Annotated in this window: 15 protein-coding genes and 1 pseudogene; 7 read left to right on the forward strand and 9 right to left on the reverse strand. The window is 71.8% G+C overall.

All coding sequences use genetic code 11. From position 1 onward, the window contains the following. Positions 1 to 10 precede the first annotated feature (10 nt). Positions 11 to 523: a hypothetical protein gene (locus ACFYV1_RS11835; protein ID WP_389395314.1), complete on the forward strand. Its 513-nt coding sequence runs from the start codon at positions 11 to 13 to the stop codon at positions 521 to 523. 102 nt (positions 524 to 625) lie between these two features. Here ACFYV1_RS11835 and ACFYV1_RS11840 read toward each other — a convergent pair whose 3' ends face one another. Continuing rightward, complete coding sequence (locus ACFYV1_RS11840; protein ID WP_389395315.1) at positions 626 to 1,402, reverse strand: hypothetical protein; 777 nt, start codon at positions 1,400 to 1,402, stop codon at positions 626 to 628. A gap of 182 nt (positions 1,403 to 1,584) precedes the next feature. Here ACFYV1_RS11840 and ACFYV1_RS11845 point away from each other — a divergent pair, with 182 nt between their 5' ends. From ACFYV1_RS11845 to ACFYV1_RS11855, 3 genes are read left to right on the forward strand one after another with little or no spacing between them, the layout of a single operon-like run. Further along, positions 1,585 to 2,847 carry a magnesium transporter MgtE N-terminal domain-containing protein gene (locus tag ACFYV1_RS11845; RefSeq protein WP_389395316.1) on the forward strand — a complete coding sequence of 421 codons (1,263 nt, stop codon included), beginning with the start codon at positions 1,585 to 1,587 and terminating at the stop codon, positions 2,845 to 2,847. Beyond that, on the forward strand, positions 2,840 to 3,430 hold the full coding sequence (locus ACFYV1_RS11850; protein ID WP_389395317.1) for a DUF1003 domain-containing protein: 591 nt from the start codon (positions 2,840 to 2,842) through the stop codon (positions 3,428 to 3,430). The genes ACFYV1_RS11845 and ACFYV1_RS11850 overlap by 8 nt, the downstream gene beginning before the upstream one ends. Before the next feature lie 42 nt (positions 3,431 to 3,472). Then, a complete protein-coding gene (locus tag ACFYV1_RS11855; protein ID WP_389395318.1) occupies positions 3,473 to 4,606 on the forward strand; it encodes an Mrp/NBP35 family ATP-binding protein in 1,134 nt (377 codons plus the stop codon). 218 nt (positions 4,607 to 4,824) lie between these two features. On the opposite strand, the gene ACFYV1_RS11860 is transcribed toward ACFYV1_RS11855, so the two are convergent. The 5 genes from ACFYV1_RS11860 to sigE form a co-directional block, all read right to left on the reverse strand. Then, on the reverse strand, positions 4,825 to 5,520 hold the full coding sequence (locus ACFYV1_RS11860) for a hypothetical protein (protein WP_389395319.1): 696 nt from the start codon (positions 5,518 to 5,520) through the stop codon (positions 4,825 to 4,827). 118 nt (positions 5,521 to 5,638) lie between these two features. Next, on the reverse strand, positions 5,639 to 6,100 hold the full coding sequence (locus tag ACFYV1_RS11865; RefSeq protein WP_389395320.1) for a sec-independent translocase: 462 nt from the start codon (positions 6,098 to 6,100) through the stop codon (positions 5,639 to 5,641). 138 nt (positions 6,101 to 6,238) lie between these two features. After that, positions 6,239 to 8,068, reverse strand: a complete 1,830-nt coding sequence (locus tag ACFYV1_RS11870; protein WP_389395321.1) for a S1C family serine protease — start codon at positions 8,066 to 8,068, stop codon at positions 6,239 to 6,241. Between the two features lie 137 nt (positions 8,069 to 8,205). After that, positions 8,206 to 9,165 (reverse strand): anti-sigma factor family protein, encoded by a 960-nt coding sequence (locus ACFYV1_RS11875; RefSeq protein ID WP_389395322.1) that lies wholly within the window; start codon positions 9,163 to 9,165, stop codon positions 8,206 to 8,208. After that, on the reverse strand, positions 9,162 to 9,932 hold the full coding sequence (gene sigE, locus ACFYV1_RS11880; RefSeq protein WP_389395867.1) for an RNA polymerase sigma factor SigE: 771 nt from the start codon (positions 9,930 to 9,932) through the stop codon (positions 9,162 to 9,164). Before sigE ends, ACFYV1_RS11875 begins: the two co-directional genes overlap by 4 nt. 106 nt (positions 9,933 to 10,038) lie before the next feature. On the opposite strand from sigE, the pseudogene ACFYV1_RS11885 reads away from it, so the two are divergent. Next, positions 10,039 to 10,741: pseudogene (locus ACFYV1_RS11885) on the forward strand (O-methyltransferase). 118 nt (positions 10,742 to 10,859) lie between these two features. Here ACFYV1_RS11885 and ACFYV1_RS11890 read toward each other — a convergent pair. Further along, positions 10,860 to 11,027 carry a DUF3117 domain-containing protein gene (locus tag ACFYV1_RS11890; RefSeq protein WP_003966491.1) on the reverse strand — a complete coding sequence of 56 codons (168 nt, stop codon included), beginning with the start codon at positions 11,025 to 11,027 and terminating at the stop codon, positions 10,860 to 10,862. 321 nt (positions 11,028 to 11,348) lie between these two features. Here ACFYV1_RS11890 and ACFYV1_RS11895 point away from each other — a divergent pair, with 321 nt between their 5' ends. Then, a complete protein-coding gene (locus ACFYV1_RS11895) occupies positions 11,349 to 12,152 on the forward strand; it encodes an enoyl-CoA hydratase/isomerase family protein (RefSeq protein WP_389395323.1) in 804 nt (267 codons plus the stop codon). Here the strand turns inward: ACFYV1_RS11895 and ACFYV1_RS11900 are convergent. Both ACFYV1_RS11900 and ACFYV1_RS11905 read right to left on the reverse strand, forming a co-directional pair. Next, positions 12,149 to 12,748 carry a DNA-3-methyladenine glycosylase I gene (locus tag ACFYV1_RS11900; RefSeq protein ID WP_389395324.1) on the reverse strand — a complete coding sequence of 200 codons (600 nt, stop codon included), beginning with the start codon at positions 12,746 to 12,748 and terminating at the stop codon, positions 12,149 to 12,151. The genes ACFYV1_RS11895 and ACFYV1_RS11900 overlap by 4 nt on opposite strands. After that, positions 12,745 to 13,098 carry a DivIVA domain-containing protein gene (locus ACFYV1_RS11905; RefSeq protein ID WP_389395325.1) on the reverse strand — a complete coding sequence of 118 codons (354 nt, stop codon included), beginning with the start codon at positions 13,096 to 13,098 and terminating at the stop codon, positions 12,745 to 12,747. Before ACFYV1_RS11905 ends, ACFYV1_RS11900 begins: the two co-directional genes overlap by 4 nt. Before the next feature lie 144 nt (positions 13,099 to 13,242). On the opposite strand from ACFYV1_RS11905, the gene folP reads away from it, so the two are divergent. Next, positions 13,243 to 14,103, forward strand: coding sequence for a dihydropteroate synthase (gene folP / locus ACFYV1_RS11910; protein WP_389395326.1), 861 nt, complete (start codon positions 13,243 to 13,245; stop codon positions 14,101 to 14,103). The last annotated feature ends 82 nt before the right edge of the window (positions 14,104 to 14,185 follow it).

A 14,185-nucleotide genomic window follows, 5' to 3' on the forward strand; every position in this document is an offset into this window, starting at 1 on the left:
GGCTGCGGGCATGACATCGCATCTGCTCGGCCGGGCGCTCGTCGAGGAGGCCACCAAGAAGTCGGGCCTCGTCTGGGTACGGGGCGACGGCCCGGCGCGCGCGCTGTGGCACGTGTGGCACGAGGGCGCGGCGCACGTCGTCGGTGACGGGCCGGGCGAGCAGCCGCTGCCGGGACTCGTGGACGGCGGGGACGCGGAGGTCACCGTCCGCAGCAAGGACAAGGGTGGTCGGCTGGTGGCCTGGCCGGCCCGGGTGAGCGAGCTCGCCCCGCACTCCGACGAGTGGGAGGCGGCTGTCGGCGAGCTCAAGGGCAAGCGGCTGAACGCGCCGGACGCGGAGCGGATGACGGAGCGCTGGGCTCGGGAGTGCCGGGTCCTGCGGCTCGAGCCGCGTGACGCCGTGACCGAGTTCTCCGGCGACTCACTGGCGGCGGCACCACTGCCGACGGCCGCGACGACAAGGCGGCCCGCACCGGCGGCGTTGCCGAAGCTGCTGTTCAAGCGCCGCAAGCGGCGCGACTGAGGCACGTTCACCGGCTCCGGCCCGGCACCCCGTACCCCGTACCCCGTTCGGAGCGGTGGGACCGGGCCCACGGGCCCCGTAGCGGGACCGGGGCCGGGACCGTCAGGAGCTCTGCTCGGACGTCTTCGGGAGCTGCTTCCCGTAGTCGACCGTCTCCCCCTTCGCCGGCTCGGCCAGTGCGAAGTCCTTGTCCCAGTCCCCCAGGGTGAGCACTCCCGCGCCTCCGGCCCGCGTGAACTGCAGCGGGTAGGGCTTGCCCTCCAACGACACGTCGAGGATGCCGCCCTGGCCCTTCTCGCCCGCGGTGACCTTGATGGTGCGTACGCCGCCGACCCGTGTCCGGTCGCCCTTGCTGAGCTCGCCCTGCATCCCGAGCAGCCCGTCGAGCAGCACGTCCATGTCGGTGAAACCGCGGAACTGCTTGTACGACGGATCGCCCTGGGGGACCTTCACGTACTTGTCCGCCAGTTTCTGCGCGGCCTCGAGGTCCGACGGGCCGGGTTCGTCCTTCCCCTCGCCGTCGGCGTGGCTCCAGAAACCGGCGTCGGCCTTCAGGAAGAGGGAGTCACCGATCCGCAGCAGCTCGAAGGCGTTCTCCTTCGAGGTGAGGGAGCCGGTGCCCCCGTCGTGCTTGAGCCGCATGTTCAGCTTGTAGGTGCCGCCCTTGCTGACGAGCGTGCCCGACAGCCGCACGGAGGTCGCGGCGTCGGCCGCCGCTCGCGCCTTGCTCTCGATCTCCTGCGCGGAGAGCTTCCCGATCCCGTTGGTCCCCGCGTCGGGGTCCTCGCCGCACGCCGTGAGTGCCACGGTCAGCCCGGCACACAGCACCGCGGAGAGCGCGGCCCGGCGCACTCGGCCGGCCGGAGGGAGGGGAGTCACAAGCGCACTGCCTCTCATCTTTGGGGGGATGGCAGACCGCAGCGTACCGGGGTCGGGTGCACTGATACGCAGGCAGCCGTACGGAGGACAGCCGGAGCGGCCCGGAACGGTACCGGCTAGCCTGAACCCGTCGAAAAGCAGCACTTCATGGCAGAAGAGACCGGCGGCGGAGAGGGGCGAGCATGGTGGCGGGCGCCCCCCGGGTCTTCGTCTCGCACCTCGCGGGCGTACCCGTGTTCGACCCCAACGGCGACCAGGTCGGCAGGGTGCGCGACCTGGTGGCGATGCTGCGCGTCGGCCGCCGGCCGCCCCGGCTGCTGGGTCTGGTGGTCGAGGTGATCAGCCGCAGACGGATCTTCCTCCCCATGACGCGGGTGACCGGCATCGAGTCGGGTCAGGTCATCACCACAGGTGTCCTCAACGTGCGCCGCTTCGAGCAGCGCCCCACCGAGCGGCTGGTGCTGGGTGAGCTGCTCGACCGGCGGGTACGCCTGGCGGAGAGCGGCGAGGAGGTCACCGTTCTCGACGTGGCGATCCAGCAGCTGCCCGCCCGCCGTGACTGGGAGATCGACAAGGTCTTCGTACGCAAGGGCCGGGGCGGGACCCTGCGCCGCAAGGGCGAGACGCTGACCCTGGAGTGGTCCGCCGTCACCGGCTTCTCGCTCGAGGAGCACGGGCAGGGCGCGGAGAATCTGCTCGCCACGTTCGAGCAGCTGCGCCCCGCCGACCTGGCCAACGTCCTGCACCACCTCTCGCCGAAGCGGCGCGCGGAGGTGGCCGCGGCGCTGGACGACGACCGGCTCGCCGACGTGCTCGAGGAGCTTCCCGACGACGACCAGGTGGAGATCCTCGGCAAGCTCAAGGAGGAGCGGGCGGCCGACGTGCTGGAGGCCATGGACCCGGACGACGCGGCCGACCTGCTGAGCGAGCTGCCGGAGGAGGACAAGGAGCGGCTGCTGACGCTGATGCGGCCGGACGACGCGGCGGATGTCCGGCGCCTGATGGCGTACGAGGAACGCACCGCGGGCGGCCTGATGACGACCGAGCCGATCGTGCTGCGCCCGGACGCCACGGTGGCCGACGCGCTGGCCCGGGTGCGCCAGCAGGACCTCTCACCCGCGCTCGCCGCGCAGGTGTACGTGTGCCGCCCGCCGGACGAGACACCCACGGGCAAGTACCTGGGCACGGTCCACTTCCAGCGGCTGCTGAGGGACCCGCCGTTCACGCTGGTCAGCGCGATCGTGGACAGCGATCTCCCGCCGCTGGCACCGGACACCCCGCTGCGGGACGTCACCCAGCACCTCGCCGCCTACAACATGGTGGCGGCGCCGGTCGTCGACGAGAGCGGATCGCTGCTGGGCGCGGTCACCGTCGACGACGTGCTCGACCACCTGCTCCCGGACGACTGGCGCGAGACCGAGTTCGAGGAGCCCGCCCATGGGTAGCGGCGACGGGCCGCCCGACCGGTCGGACCAGCAGGGCCGTATGCCGGTCGGGGCGAGCGCGCTCCCGCGGACACGGGTGCGGCTCGACCTGCCGAGGCCCCCACGCCGCAGTCTGCTGCCCGAGTACGACCCGGAGGCCTTCGGGCGGCTCTCGGAGAAGATCGCCCGGTTCCTGGGGACGGGCCGGTTCCTGGTCTGGATGACGCTCACGATCATCACGTGGGTGGTGTGGAACGTCAGCGCGCCCCCGTACCTGCGTTTCGACGAGTACCCGTTCATCTTCCTGACCTTCGCGCTGTCGCTCCAGGCCTCCTACGCGGCGCCCCTGATCCTGCTCGCGCAGAACCGGCAGGACGACAGGGACCGGGTCAACCTGGAGCAGGACCGCAAGCAGAACGAGCGCTCGATCGCGGACACCGAGTACCTGACGCGCGAGATCGCGGCGCTGCGGATGGGCCTCGGCGAGGTCGCTACACGGGACTGGATCCGCTCGGAACTCGAGGACCTCGTGAGGGAGCTCGGGGAGCAGCGGGTGTCGCTCAACGACGAGGGCACGTCCCGGAGTGACGAAGACGACCGCTGACGGGCTTCCCGCAGGCGGCAGGCAGCGCCGTACCATTCCCGTATGGCTACGGAAGACGCGGTGCTTGAGGCACTGGCGACGGTGAACGACCCCGAGATCAACCGACCGATCACCGAACTGGGCATGGTCAAGTCGGTCGACATCGGGGACGACGGAACGGTCGCCGTCACGGTGTACCTCACCGTCTCCGGCTGTCCCATGCGCGAGACGATCACCAGGAACGTGTCCGAGGCGGTCGCCCGTGTGGAGGGCGTCTCGCACGTCGAGGTCACCCTCGACGTGATGAGCGACGAGCAGCGCAAGGACCTCGCCGCGTCGCTGCGAGGCACCACGGCGGAGCGCGAGGTGCCGTTCGCCAAGCCGGGCTCCCTGACGCGGGTGTACGCGGTCGCGTCCGGCAAGGGCGGCGTCGGCAAGTCGTCCGTGACCGTCAACCTGGCGGCGGCCATGGCGGCCGACGGGCTCAAGGTCGGCGTCGTGGACGCGGACATCTACGGCCACAGCGTGCCGCGCATGCTGGGTGCGGACGGGCGCCCCACCCAGGTCGAGAACATGATCATGCCGCCGTCGGCGAACGGCGTGAAGGTGATCTCCATCGGCATGTTCACCCCGGGCAACACGCCCGTCGTGTGGCGCGGCCCGATGCTCCACCGCGCATTGCAGCAGTTCCTGGCGGACGTGTACTGGGGCGACCTGGACGTGCTGCTGCTCGACCTGCCGCCGGGCACCGGCGACATCGCCATCTCCGTCGCCCAGCTCGTGCCGAACGCGGAGATCCTCGTCGTCACCACCCCGCAGCAGGCCGCGGCCGAGGTGGCGGAACGCGCCGGGTCCATCGCGGTGCAGACCCACCAGAAGATCGTGGGCGTCGTCGAGAACATGTCGGGCATGCCGTGCCCGCACTGCGACGAGATCGTGGACGTCTTCGGGAGCGGCGGCGGCCGGCGGGTCGCCGAGGGCCTGACGAAGACGACCGGCGCGACGGTGCCGGTGCTGGGCACCATCCCGATCGACGTACGCCTGCGCGAAGGCGGCGACGAGGGCAAGCCCGTCGTCCTGACCGACCCCGACTCCGCGGCCGGCTCGGCGCTGCGGGAGATCGCCGGCAAGCTCGGCGGCCGCCGGCGCGGCCTGTCAGGGATGTCGCTGGGGATCACCCCGCGCAACAAGTTCTGACGGGGTCCTGCCCCCGCGTGGGAAGGCGCCGCTCGTGCAGAGCGGCGCCTTTCCTCATCGCGCGTACGCCGCCGACTGCAGGGCGGCGAGGCTTCTCACTGGGCGTACGCCGCCGAGCGCCGGACGGCGCCGCTCGTCCTCAGGCGTGCGCCGGCGACTGCAGGACCGCGCCTTTCCTCATAGCGGGTACGCCGCCGACTACGGGGCGGCGACGCTTCTCACTGGGCGTACGCCGCCGGGTTCGGCACCACTGCGAAGCCGAGGCCGTACGCGCTCATCCCGCGCCCGTACGCGCCGATGTGGACGCCGGAGCCGGTCGTCCCGGCCAGCACCCAGCCGAACTCGGACTCGCGGTAGTGGAAGGGCGTGGGCACTCCGTCCACCGGCAGGGAGAGGGTCGACCACACCGGGCCGTCCAGATCGTCCGCGAGCTCGAACGCGGTCTCGGTCTGCTGGTCGAGCCAGTCGTCACGGAGCGAGTGGTCGAGCTTCTCCGGCCAGGTGTGCGCCAGCAGCCCCGAACCGGCCAACCAGGCGGCAGAGGAGACGGTGGTGGCGTCCAGCACTCCCGTGCCGTCTCCGGTGCGCCTGACGGGGCTCTTGGCAACGGTGACCACGACCGCGAAACGTTCCTTGTCGGTGCCGGCCGTCTCGGACCGTATGGTCGGCTCGTCGCCGTGGCCGATGGCCCCGTGCTGGACCGTGCCGTCCGCGGCGGTGCCGACCTGCATCAGCCGGCGCGGTCCGGTGAACGCGGCGTCCAGTCCGTACCAGGGGAACGCGGCGTTCTTGAATCCCTCCACCGCACGCCGGGCAGCCGTGTCCCCCTGCGCCGTGCGGGATCTGTAGCCGCTCTCGACGGGCGAATCGCCCGCCGTCTCCTGCTGCTCCGTCACCCGGCTCGTCGTCGACATGTACGGCCGCCTCCTCTGTCTTTCACTACCTGCAGCGGACCCGCCCCCCTCGGGCGTCCTCACTGCCGGACAGATGGAGAATAGCCACCCCGCCGCCGCGCGCAGGGAAGGACGGCTCTCAGGTGGCGTCGGCGTCGAACGGCGGACGCTCGTCGCGGGCGGGCTTCTCGCCCTTCTTGAGCAGGTCGGGGCCGCCTGAGGAGGAACCGTTCACCGCCGCGGGGACGGAGCTCTCCGACACACCGGCGTGCTCCGTTCCGTTGACGGCGTCGGCGACCTCGGTGATCTCCTTGCGGAGATCGAAGCTGCTGCGGAGATCCTTGAAGTCCTTCAGGTCCTCGTTCTCGGCGAGCTGCTTCCTGAGGTACGTCTTCGGGTTGAGATCCTCGAACTCGAAGTCCTTGAACTCCGGCCCCAGCTCGTTGCGGATGTCCTCCTTCGCGTTCTCGGAGAACGCGCGGACCTTCCGGATGAAGCGGGTTGCGTCCTGGATGACCTTCGGCAGCTTGTCGGGGCCGAAGATGAGCACGGCGAGAACCACGAGCGCCACCAGCTCCAGTGCGCCTATGTCATTGAACACCCTGCTGCTCCTCGTGTTCTCCGTGCCCGCTGTGTACGCCGCACCCGCCGGGGCCGTGGATCCGGCCCGGGGCCGGGCCCGATCCACGGTACCTGGCGAAACTGTCGGGCCGGTACCGTCCGGGCAGCCCCGAGATGGTCATGAACTGTCCGCCGAGCCGAGGACGAGCGCCACCGTCCGCTCGTCCCCACCGCGCCGCAGGGTGAGCTCGAGTCTGTCCCCGGGGCGGTGTGCGCGGATCTTCACGATGAGCTCCTCGCCGCTGTGCACACGCTGGCCGTCGACCTTCGTGATGACGTCGCCGGGCTTCACACCCGCCTTTGCGGCCGGGCCGCCCGGTGTGACGGACGGGCTGTCGTCCTGGCCCTTGTCACCGACGCGCGCTCCGTCGCCGGCGAACTTCATGTCGAGGCTGACCCCGATCACGGGATGGGTGGCCTTGCCGGTGCTGATCAGCTCCTCGGCGACCCGCTTGCCCTGGTTGATGGGGATCGCGAAGCCGAGTCCGATGGATCCGGCCTGGCCCCCCTCGGCCCCCGCCCCGGTGTCCGCGGCGCGGATGGCGCTGTTGATGCCGATGACCCGGGCCTTGGCATCCACCAGCGGGCCGCCCGAGTTGCCGGGGTTTATCGGGGCGTCGGTCTGCAGCGCGTCGACATAGCTGATGTCGCTGCCGTCGCCCTTCTCGCCACCGGCGGTGATCGGGCGCTCCTTGGCGCTGATGATCCCCGAGGTGACCGTGTTCTGGAGGTCGAACGGTGCGCCGATGGCCACGACGGGGTCGCCGACGCGGACGTTGTCGGAGTTGCCCAGCGGCAGCGGCTTGAGTCCGGAGACGCCGGTGACCTTGACGACGGCGAGGTCGTAACCGCTGTCCTTGCCGACCAGAGTGGCCTTGGCCGTCTCGCCTCCGCTGAAGGTGATGGAGATGTCCCCCGACGTGCCGGCCGGGTCGACCACATGGTTGTTGGTCAGGATGTGGCCCTGGTCGTCGAGTACGAAGCCGGTGCCGGTGCCCTGTTCCTCGGCGCCGCTGACGTGCAGGGTCACGACGCCCGGCAGGGCGCTGGCGGCGATGCCCGCGACGCTGTCGGGCGCGCGGTCCAGGCTCTCGCGGCCGGCCTGCGGAAGCTCGATCCGGGTCATGCCGCCGTTGCGTTCGACGTAGGCGCCTATGGCGCCGCCGGTGGCGCCCGAGACGAGCGCGAGCACGAGGGCTCCGATCAGCAGCAGGCCGCGGCGGCGCCTGCGGGGCGCGGCCGGCTCACCGGGGCTGGAGAACGGCTGCTGTCCGGGCGCGCTCCAGGGGTCGTACTGGAGCCACACCGAGGAGAGGGGCTGCGGACGCTCCTGGGGCGGCACGGGGGCGGGCAGCGCGGCCGGCGGGGTCGCCAGGGGCTGCGGGAGGGGGTGCGTCGGCGGGTGCGGCTGGGGCTGCGCGTGCGGTTGTCCGTGGCCGCCGGCCTCGGTGCCGGCCGGTGGTACGTACTGCGGCGGCAGCGGCGTGCCGTGGGCCGGCGTCGGCACCGGGCGCTGCACGGGAGGAGCGGGTGCCCACGGGCCCGGCCCACCGTACGGCGGCGTGCTGTAGGCATCGGGCTCGTGCAGCGGCTTGGGCCTGGCGGGTGCGGCGGACGCGTCGAGTGCGACCGACGCGGCGGGTGCGGCCGACGCAGCGGGTGCGGCAGGCTCGGCAGGTGCGGCGGGCATCGGGGCACCTCCGGCAACCGTGGCGTCCACCGGCTCCGGGACCGCCACGGCCGACTGCTCCGCCGTCTCGTCCGTGAGCCCGCTGTCCGTGAGCCCGCCGTCCGTGAGCCCGCCGGGCAGTGCCGGTGCCGGCGACGCCTCCGGGTCCGAGGATGCCCCGGCCGGTGCGGGAGCCTCCTGCTCGGAGCTGCCCCCGCGGGCCGTGCCGGGGCGGCTCCACCACTTCGCCTTGGCCCCGGTGGGCTTCCCGTCGTCCATGCTCTCCCCGCAAACTGCCGGCCTCTGCGGCGCCACCAGCGGACGCCCGCTGAGATTCAACCAGGTTTGCGAATCCGGGCGCAGTGCCCTGGGCAGGTACCCGTCACGCAGGCGTCACGGACCGGGTGCCGTCCGGGTCAGCGCGACGTCGACAGCGGCAGCGCGGCCTGCGTCGGAGCCGCCAGATGCCTGGGCACGGGTGTGACCGCCGGGCCGACCGCCGCCGGGGCGGCGGAGAGCGGGGAGATCGATCCCGTCGGCCGTATCAGCGGCATCGTCGAGGAGGCGTGAGTCAGCGGCGACACCCCGAAGGAGCGGTTCAGCACCTCGCCGGCCGGCTCACCGGGCACGGCGGCGACGACCGGGCCGGTACCCGGCCTGGTCTGCGCGCCGCCGGATCGCCGGCGGTCGCTCTCGTTGCCGCGGACCGATGTGGCGCCGCCTCCGGAGCCCGTGCCGCTGCCGTTGGTCGCCGCGGTCGGGGTCGCCGTGCGCAGCGGGGTCACCTTGTTCCCGCCGCTCTGACCGCGCGAACCGGACTCGGACGACACGTCCAGGGGGACCGCGCCGCCGAGGGCGATCGCGGCGAAGGACACCGCGCTGGCCGCCGCGAAGGCGAACCGTCTGCCGCGCCACGGCGAGCGTTCAGCCTCCGTACGGCCGACCTCGTGGATCCGGAAGCCGCTCCCGCCACCGGGCAGAACGGCCGCGTGGGCTCCCCCGGGGACGTAGCCGAACGTCTCCGCGCGAGGGTCGCGCGGTCTTCCCGCGGACGGGTTCAGAGCTCCGAAAACCCCGCCGGTCGTGCGTCCGCCGCCGAAGGGGCCGGGATCGTCGTCGTCACCGGCGACCGCGCCGGGGCCCGCGGGCAGCCCTTGGAGCCGCGCGAGCAGCCCTTCCGAGAGCGGCGGCGGCGCGGCCTGGGCGAAGACCTTCTTGAGGCGGCGCTGGGCGTCTGCCTCGGCCTTGCACCTGGGACAGGTCGCCAGGTGGGCGAGGACGCGGTCCCTGGCGTCGTGCTCCAGCTCACCGTCCACGAGCGCGGCGAGACGATCCCCCAGATGCTGTTCCGCAGGGGTCGGACCTGTGCCGCTCACGCCGGTCCGCCCTCCCCCGCCAGGCCGACGACACCGGCCAGCGAACGCTGCTGCTCCGCCCGCGCTTCCGGGGAACGGTGCTGCAGCGCCTTGCGCAGGTGGGAACGGCCGCGGTGGATCCGGCTGCGGACCGTGCCGAGCTTCACGCCGAGGGTCGCGGCGATCTCCTCGTACGACAGGCCCTCGATGTCGCACAGGACGACGGCGGCACGGAATTCGGGCGCGAGAGTGTCCAGCGCGTGCTGAACATCGGCGTCGAAGTGGCTGTCGTTGAAGACCTGCTGCGGGGACGGCTCGCGGCTGGGCAGACGCTCGGCCGCGTCGTCGCCGAGGGCGTCGAAGCGGATCCGCTGCTTGCGGCGGACCATGTCCAGGAAGAGGTTCGTGGTGATCCTGTGCAGCCAGCCCTCGAAGGTGCCGGGCGTGTATGTCGACAGGGAACGGAAAACGCGGACGAAGACCTCCTGGGTGAGGTCCTCCGCGTCGTGCTGGTTACCGGTCAGACGGTATGCGAGGCGATAGACCCGTGCGCTGTGCGTGCTGACGATCTCCTCCCATGTGGGAGGAGTCCACGCCTGCGATTCCGCATCCGATGCGAAGGTCGCGGTGGTGACGGAGTCGGAGGTCACGGAACGGTCAGCGGTGTTGGTCACGGATTTCGGCTCACCCACCGATCTGAGGAGACGCCTGAGCACTCCTCCACGATCCGCAGGTGCAGCCGCACCTCCCCTGTCGGCTCTGGTGGTGTCCAGCGGAGCCCCTACCATAGCCACCTCGCCCGTTAGCTCCGGATAAGAATCTTTACGTGGATTTGGGTCCGGCATCAGGCCCTGTCCCACGCGCTTCCTTCTGCCCCGAACAACGCACGGTCCCATCTGCGGGTTCCCGGGCGCAGCGGATACAGTCAGCGTCGCGCCACCTACGGGGACGGGAGAGGGTCATAACCGCCAACCAGCAGACGAGCTGGGCGTTCGCCGACGCCTTTGTCGCCGAGGACGACGCTCTGCGCTGGGCCCGGGAACGGGCCCGCGACTCAGGGCTGCCCTCGGTGTCCCCGGGCACCGGCGCGGCACTGCGGCTGCTGGCGGCCACGGCGGACGCGAAGGCGGTCGCGGAGATCGGCACCGGGACGGGAGTGTCCGGGATCTACCTGCTGCACGGCATGCGCCCCGACGGCGTGCTGACGACGGTGGACCAGGAGCCGGAGCGCCAGCAGTTCGCCAGGGAGGCGTTCCGTGCGGCCGGCTTCGCCGGGAACCGGGCACGCTTCATCCCCGGCCGGGCACTCGACGTCCTGCCGCGCCTCGCGGACGGCGGCTACGACCTCGTCTTCTGCGACGGTGACCGCACCGAGTCGCTGGACTATCTCGCTGAATCGTTGCGCCTGCTGCGCCCCGGCGGGCTCGTCTGTTTCGAGGGTGTCTTCGCGGACGGCCGTACGGTCGACTCGGCGGCGCAGCCCGCGGAGGTGCTGCGGGTGCGTGAGCTGCTGCGGGCGGTCCGCGAGAGCCAGGAGCTCCTGCCGACGCTGCTCCCGGTGGGCGACGGCCTCCTCTGCGCCGTCCGCCGCCCCTGACCGCCCCTGACCGCTCCGGCCGCGCCGCGCGCGCCTCACGCCGCTCGAGCGCACGTCCCCCGGAACGCACACCGCCCCCGGCACGCATGTGCCGGGGGCGGTGGAAATTCAGGGCGCGTCAGCCGACGACCTTCTTCAGGGCGTCGCCGAGTGCATCGGCTTCGTCCGGAGTCAGTTCGACGACAAGACGACCGCCGCCTTCGAGCGGAACGCGCATGACGATGCCCCGCCCCTCCTTTGTCACCTCGAGCGGGCCGTCGCCCGTCCGCGGCTTCATGGCCGCCATGCTCGTTCCCCTTCCTGAAACCAGCTCATCGCAGCCGGCGGCCCCGTGAGTGGTGCTGTGTCACCGGCATCGAACACATTGCTTCCAGGCCATTATCCCGCATGGCGGGACCCAAAGACCAACATCAGTCCGCATCGCTTGCGCAACGCGCTCTCTCAAAACCACCCAATTCGGCGATGTGCCTGCGATACTTCGCCCCCGCCGAGCGGGCACAACCCGAAGATTGTTTGACGCAGGTCACATGTCCAGGCCCGATGATCTCCGTCATGCTGGCCTCGACACTGCCGTCAGAACCACGCAGAACCACTAAGGGGACCCGCCATGGCCGACTCCGTGCTGTACGACGTGAACGACGGACTCGCGACGATCACGATCAACCGGCCCGAGGCCATGAACGCGATGAACGTCGAGGCCAAGATCGCCCTCCGGGACGCGGCTCAGGCAGCGGCCGCCGACCCGGCCGTGCGCGCCGTGCTGCTCACCGCGACCGGCGCCAAGGCGTTCTGCGTGGGCCAGGACCTCAAGGAGCACGTGTCGCTGCTCGCCGCCGACCGCGAGTCGGGCAGCGGCGAGACGATGAGCACCGTACGGGAGCACTACAACCCCATCGTCCGCGCCCTGACGGGGATGCGGAAGCCGGTCGTCGCCGGGGTCAACGGCGTGGCCGCGGGCGCCGGTCTCGGTTTCGCGCTTGCCGCGGACTACCGCGTCGTCGCCGACACGGCCAAGTTCACGACGTCGTTCGCGGGTGTGGCGCTCACCGCCGACTCCGGGGTGTCGTGGACGCTGCCGCGTCTGATCGGGCAGAGCCGTGCCGCGGACCTGCTGCTGTTCCCGCGCTCGTTCTCCGCGCAGGAGGCGTACGAGTGGGGCATCGCGAACAGGCTCGTCCCCGCGTCGGAGCTGGCGGCCGAGGCCGCCGCCGTGGCCCGCGCGCTGGCCGACGGGCCGACGGTCGCCTACGCGGCGCTGAAGGAGTCGATGGCCCACGGCGCGGACCGTTCGCTGAGCGAGGCGCTGGACAAGGAGGAGGAGCTCCAGACGAAGGCCGGCGCCTCCGAGGACCACGCGATCGCGGTGCAGGCGTTCCTGGCCAAGGAGACCCCGACGTACCTGGGGCGCTAACCCGCGCCGCCGCCACGGGAGACGCAGTCGGCGAGGTGGTCGTCGACGAGTCCGCACGCCTGCATCAGGGCATACGCCGTGGTCGGGCCCACGAAACGCAGTCCGCGTTTCTTGAGCGCCTTGGCCAGTGCGGTGGACTCGTCGGTGACGGCCGCCACGTCGGCGACGGTGCGCGGCACGGGGCGCTCCGCGCCGTCGGGTGCGTACGACCAGATCAGAGCGTCCAGTTCACCTGCGGACCAGCCGGCGAGCACCCGCGCGTTGGCGAGGGTCGCCCGGATCTTGGCGCGGTTGCGGATGATGCCGGAGTCGGCGAGGAGGCGCTCCTCGTCGGCGTCGGTGAACTTGGCCACCGAGGCGATCCGGAAGCCGTCGAAAGCGCTCCGGAACCCTTCCCTGCGGCGCAGGATCGTGATCCACGACAACCCGGACTGGAACGCCTCGAGGCAGAGCCGTTCGAACAGGGCGTCGTCGCCGTGCACCGGGCGGCCCCACTCGTCGTCGTGGTAGGCGACGTAGTCCTCGGTGGACAGGCCCCAGGGGCAGCGCAGCCTGCCGTCCGGGCCCGGCATGGCGGAACCGGTCGCGACGGTCATCGGCCGGACTCCTCTCCGGGCTTGGTGAACAGGTCCGCACGGCCGTCGGCGGTCGCCTGCGCCCCGGCCAGGGCCGACTCGAGCTCGGCGATGCGAGCGTCCCGCTCCGCGAGCTCGGCGCCGAGACGGCCGAGCACCTCGTCCACGTCCGCCATCCGGTAGCCCCGCATGCCGACCGGGAGCCGGAGGGCGTCCACATCGGCACGGCCGACGGGGCGGCCGGGGGGCAGCGGGTCGACCAGTTGCTCCGGCGCGACCTCCGGCAGTGCCGCGGTGTCACTGCCGCCGACCACGACGAGCGTGACCGCCGCGATGACCACGACCATCGCGATCAGCAAGAACCAGAACACGAGCGACCCTCTCCCCGGACTTCCCGCAGCTTCCCGTACATCCCGGGGAACTTACCCGAGCGGAATTCCGTCCGGTGCTGATCGTGCCACGGGACACCGACGGCTAGGGTCGCAGGCGAACGAGCACTGAGGAGGAAACAGCGGATGCTGCGGCTGGGACGGCGCGAGTTCGACGCGCACGAGCCGGTGATCATGGCGATCGTGAACCGGACGCCGGACTCCTTCTACGACCAGGGGGCGACCTTCCGCGACGAGCCGGCGCTCTCCCGCGTCGAGCAGGCGGTCGCGGAGGGCGCCGCCATCATCGACATAGGCGGGGTGAAGGCCGGGCCGGGCGAGGAGGTGACCGCCGAGGAGGAGGCGCGGCGCACGGTCGGCTTCGTCGCCGAGGTCAGGCGGCGCCATCCGGACGTGGTGATCAGCGTCGACACCTGGCGTCATGACGTGGGCGCCGCGGTCTGCGAGGCGGGCGCCGACGTGCTGAACGACGCGTGGGGCGGCGTGGACCCGAAGCTGGCGGAGGTCGCCGCGCGGTACGGCGCCGGGCTGGTGTGCACGCACGCCGGCGGTGCGGAGCCGCGTACGCGCCCGCACCGGGTCGCGTACGACGACGTGATGGCGGACATCCTGCGCGTGACACTGGGGCTGGCGGAGCGGGCGGCCGATCTCGGGGTCCGCAGGGACGGGATCATGATCGATCCCGGTCACGACTTCGGCAAGAACACCCGGCACAGCCTCGAGGCCACCCGCCGGCTCGAGGAGATGACGGCTACCGGCTGGCCGGTGCTGGTCTCCCTGTCGAACAAGGACTTCGTCGGCGAGACGCTCGACAAGCCGGTCAAGGAACGGGTTCTCGGCACGCTGGCGACGACGGCGGTGTCGGCCTGGCTCGGCGCGCAGGTCTACCGCGTGCACGAGGTGGCGGAGACGAAGCAGGTCCTGGACATGGTCGCCTCGATCGCGGGCCACCGCCCGCCGGCGGTCGCGCGCCGCGGCCTGGCCTGACCCTCTGCCCGACGCCCGACTGCCGACCGCCGACTGCCGACTGCCGCTGCCGACCGCCGGAGCGGGCCCCGGAACCCCGGGT

Source organism: Streptomyces sp. NPDC003023 (assembly GCF_042888225.1).
GTDB lineage: Bacteria > Actinomycetota > Actinomycetes > Streptomycetales > Streptomycetaceae > Streptomyces.

Bases quoted from the DNA above. Each gene is read 5' to 3' on its own strand.
- ACFYV1_RS11855 (WP_389395318.1), top strand. From the start codon at position 3,473: ATGGCTACGGAAGACGCGGTGCTTGAGGCACTGGCGACGGTGAACGAC.
- folP (WP_389395326.1), top strand. From the start codon at position 13,243: ATGCTGCGGCTGGGACGGCGCGAGTTCGACGCGCACGAGCCGGTGATC.
- ACFYV1_RS11870 (WP_389395321.1), bottom strand. From the start codon at position 8,068: ATGGACGACGGGAAGCCCACCGGGGCCAAGGCGAAGTGGTGGAGCCGC.
- ACFYV1_RS11890 (WP_003966491.1), bottom strand. From the start codon at position 11,027: ATGGCGGCCATGAAGCCGCGGACGGGCGACGGCCCGCTCGAGGTGACA.
- ACFYV1_RS11850 (WP_389395317.1), top strand. From the start codon at position 2,840: ATGGGTAGCGGCGACGGGCCGCCCGACCGGTCGGACCAGCAGGGCCGT.
- ACFYV1_RS11845 (WP_389395316.1), top strand. From the start codon at position 1,585: ATGGTGGCGGGCGCCCCCCGGGTCTTCGTCTCGCACCTCGCGGGCGTA.
- ACFYV1_RS11895 (WP_389395323.1), top strand. From the start codon at position 11,349: ATGGCCGACTCCGTGCTGTACGACGTGAACGACGGACTCGCGACGATC.
- ACFYV1_RS11860 (WP_389395319.1), bottom strand. From the start codon at position 5,520: ATGTCGACGACGAGCCGGGTGACGGAGCAGCAGGAGACGGCGGGCGAT.
- ACFYV1_RS11900 (WP_389395324.1), bottom strand. From the start codon at position 12,748: ATGACCGTCGCGACCGGTTCCGCCATGCCGGGCCCGGACGGCAGGCTG.
- ACFYV1_RS11835 (WP_389395314.1), top strand. From the start codon at position 11: ATGACATCGCATCTGCTCGGCCGGGCGCTCGTCGAGGAGGCCACCAAG.
- sigE (WP_389395867.1), bottom strand. From the start codon at position 9,932: ATGGTAGGGGCTCCGCTGGACACCACCAGAGCCGACAGGGGAGGTGCG.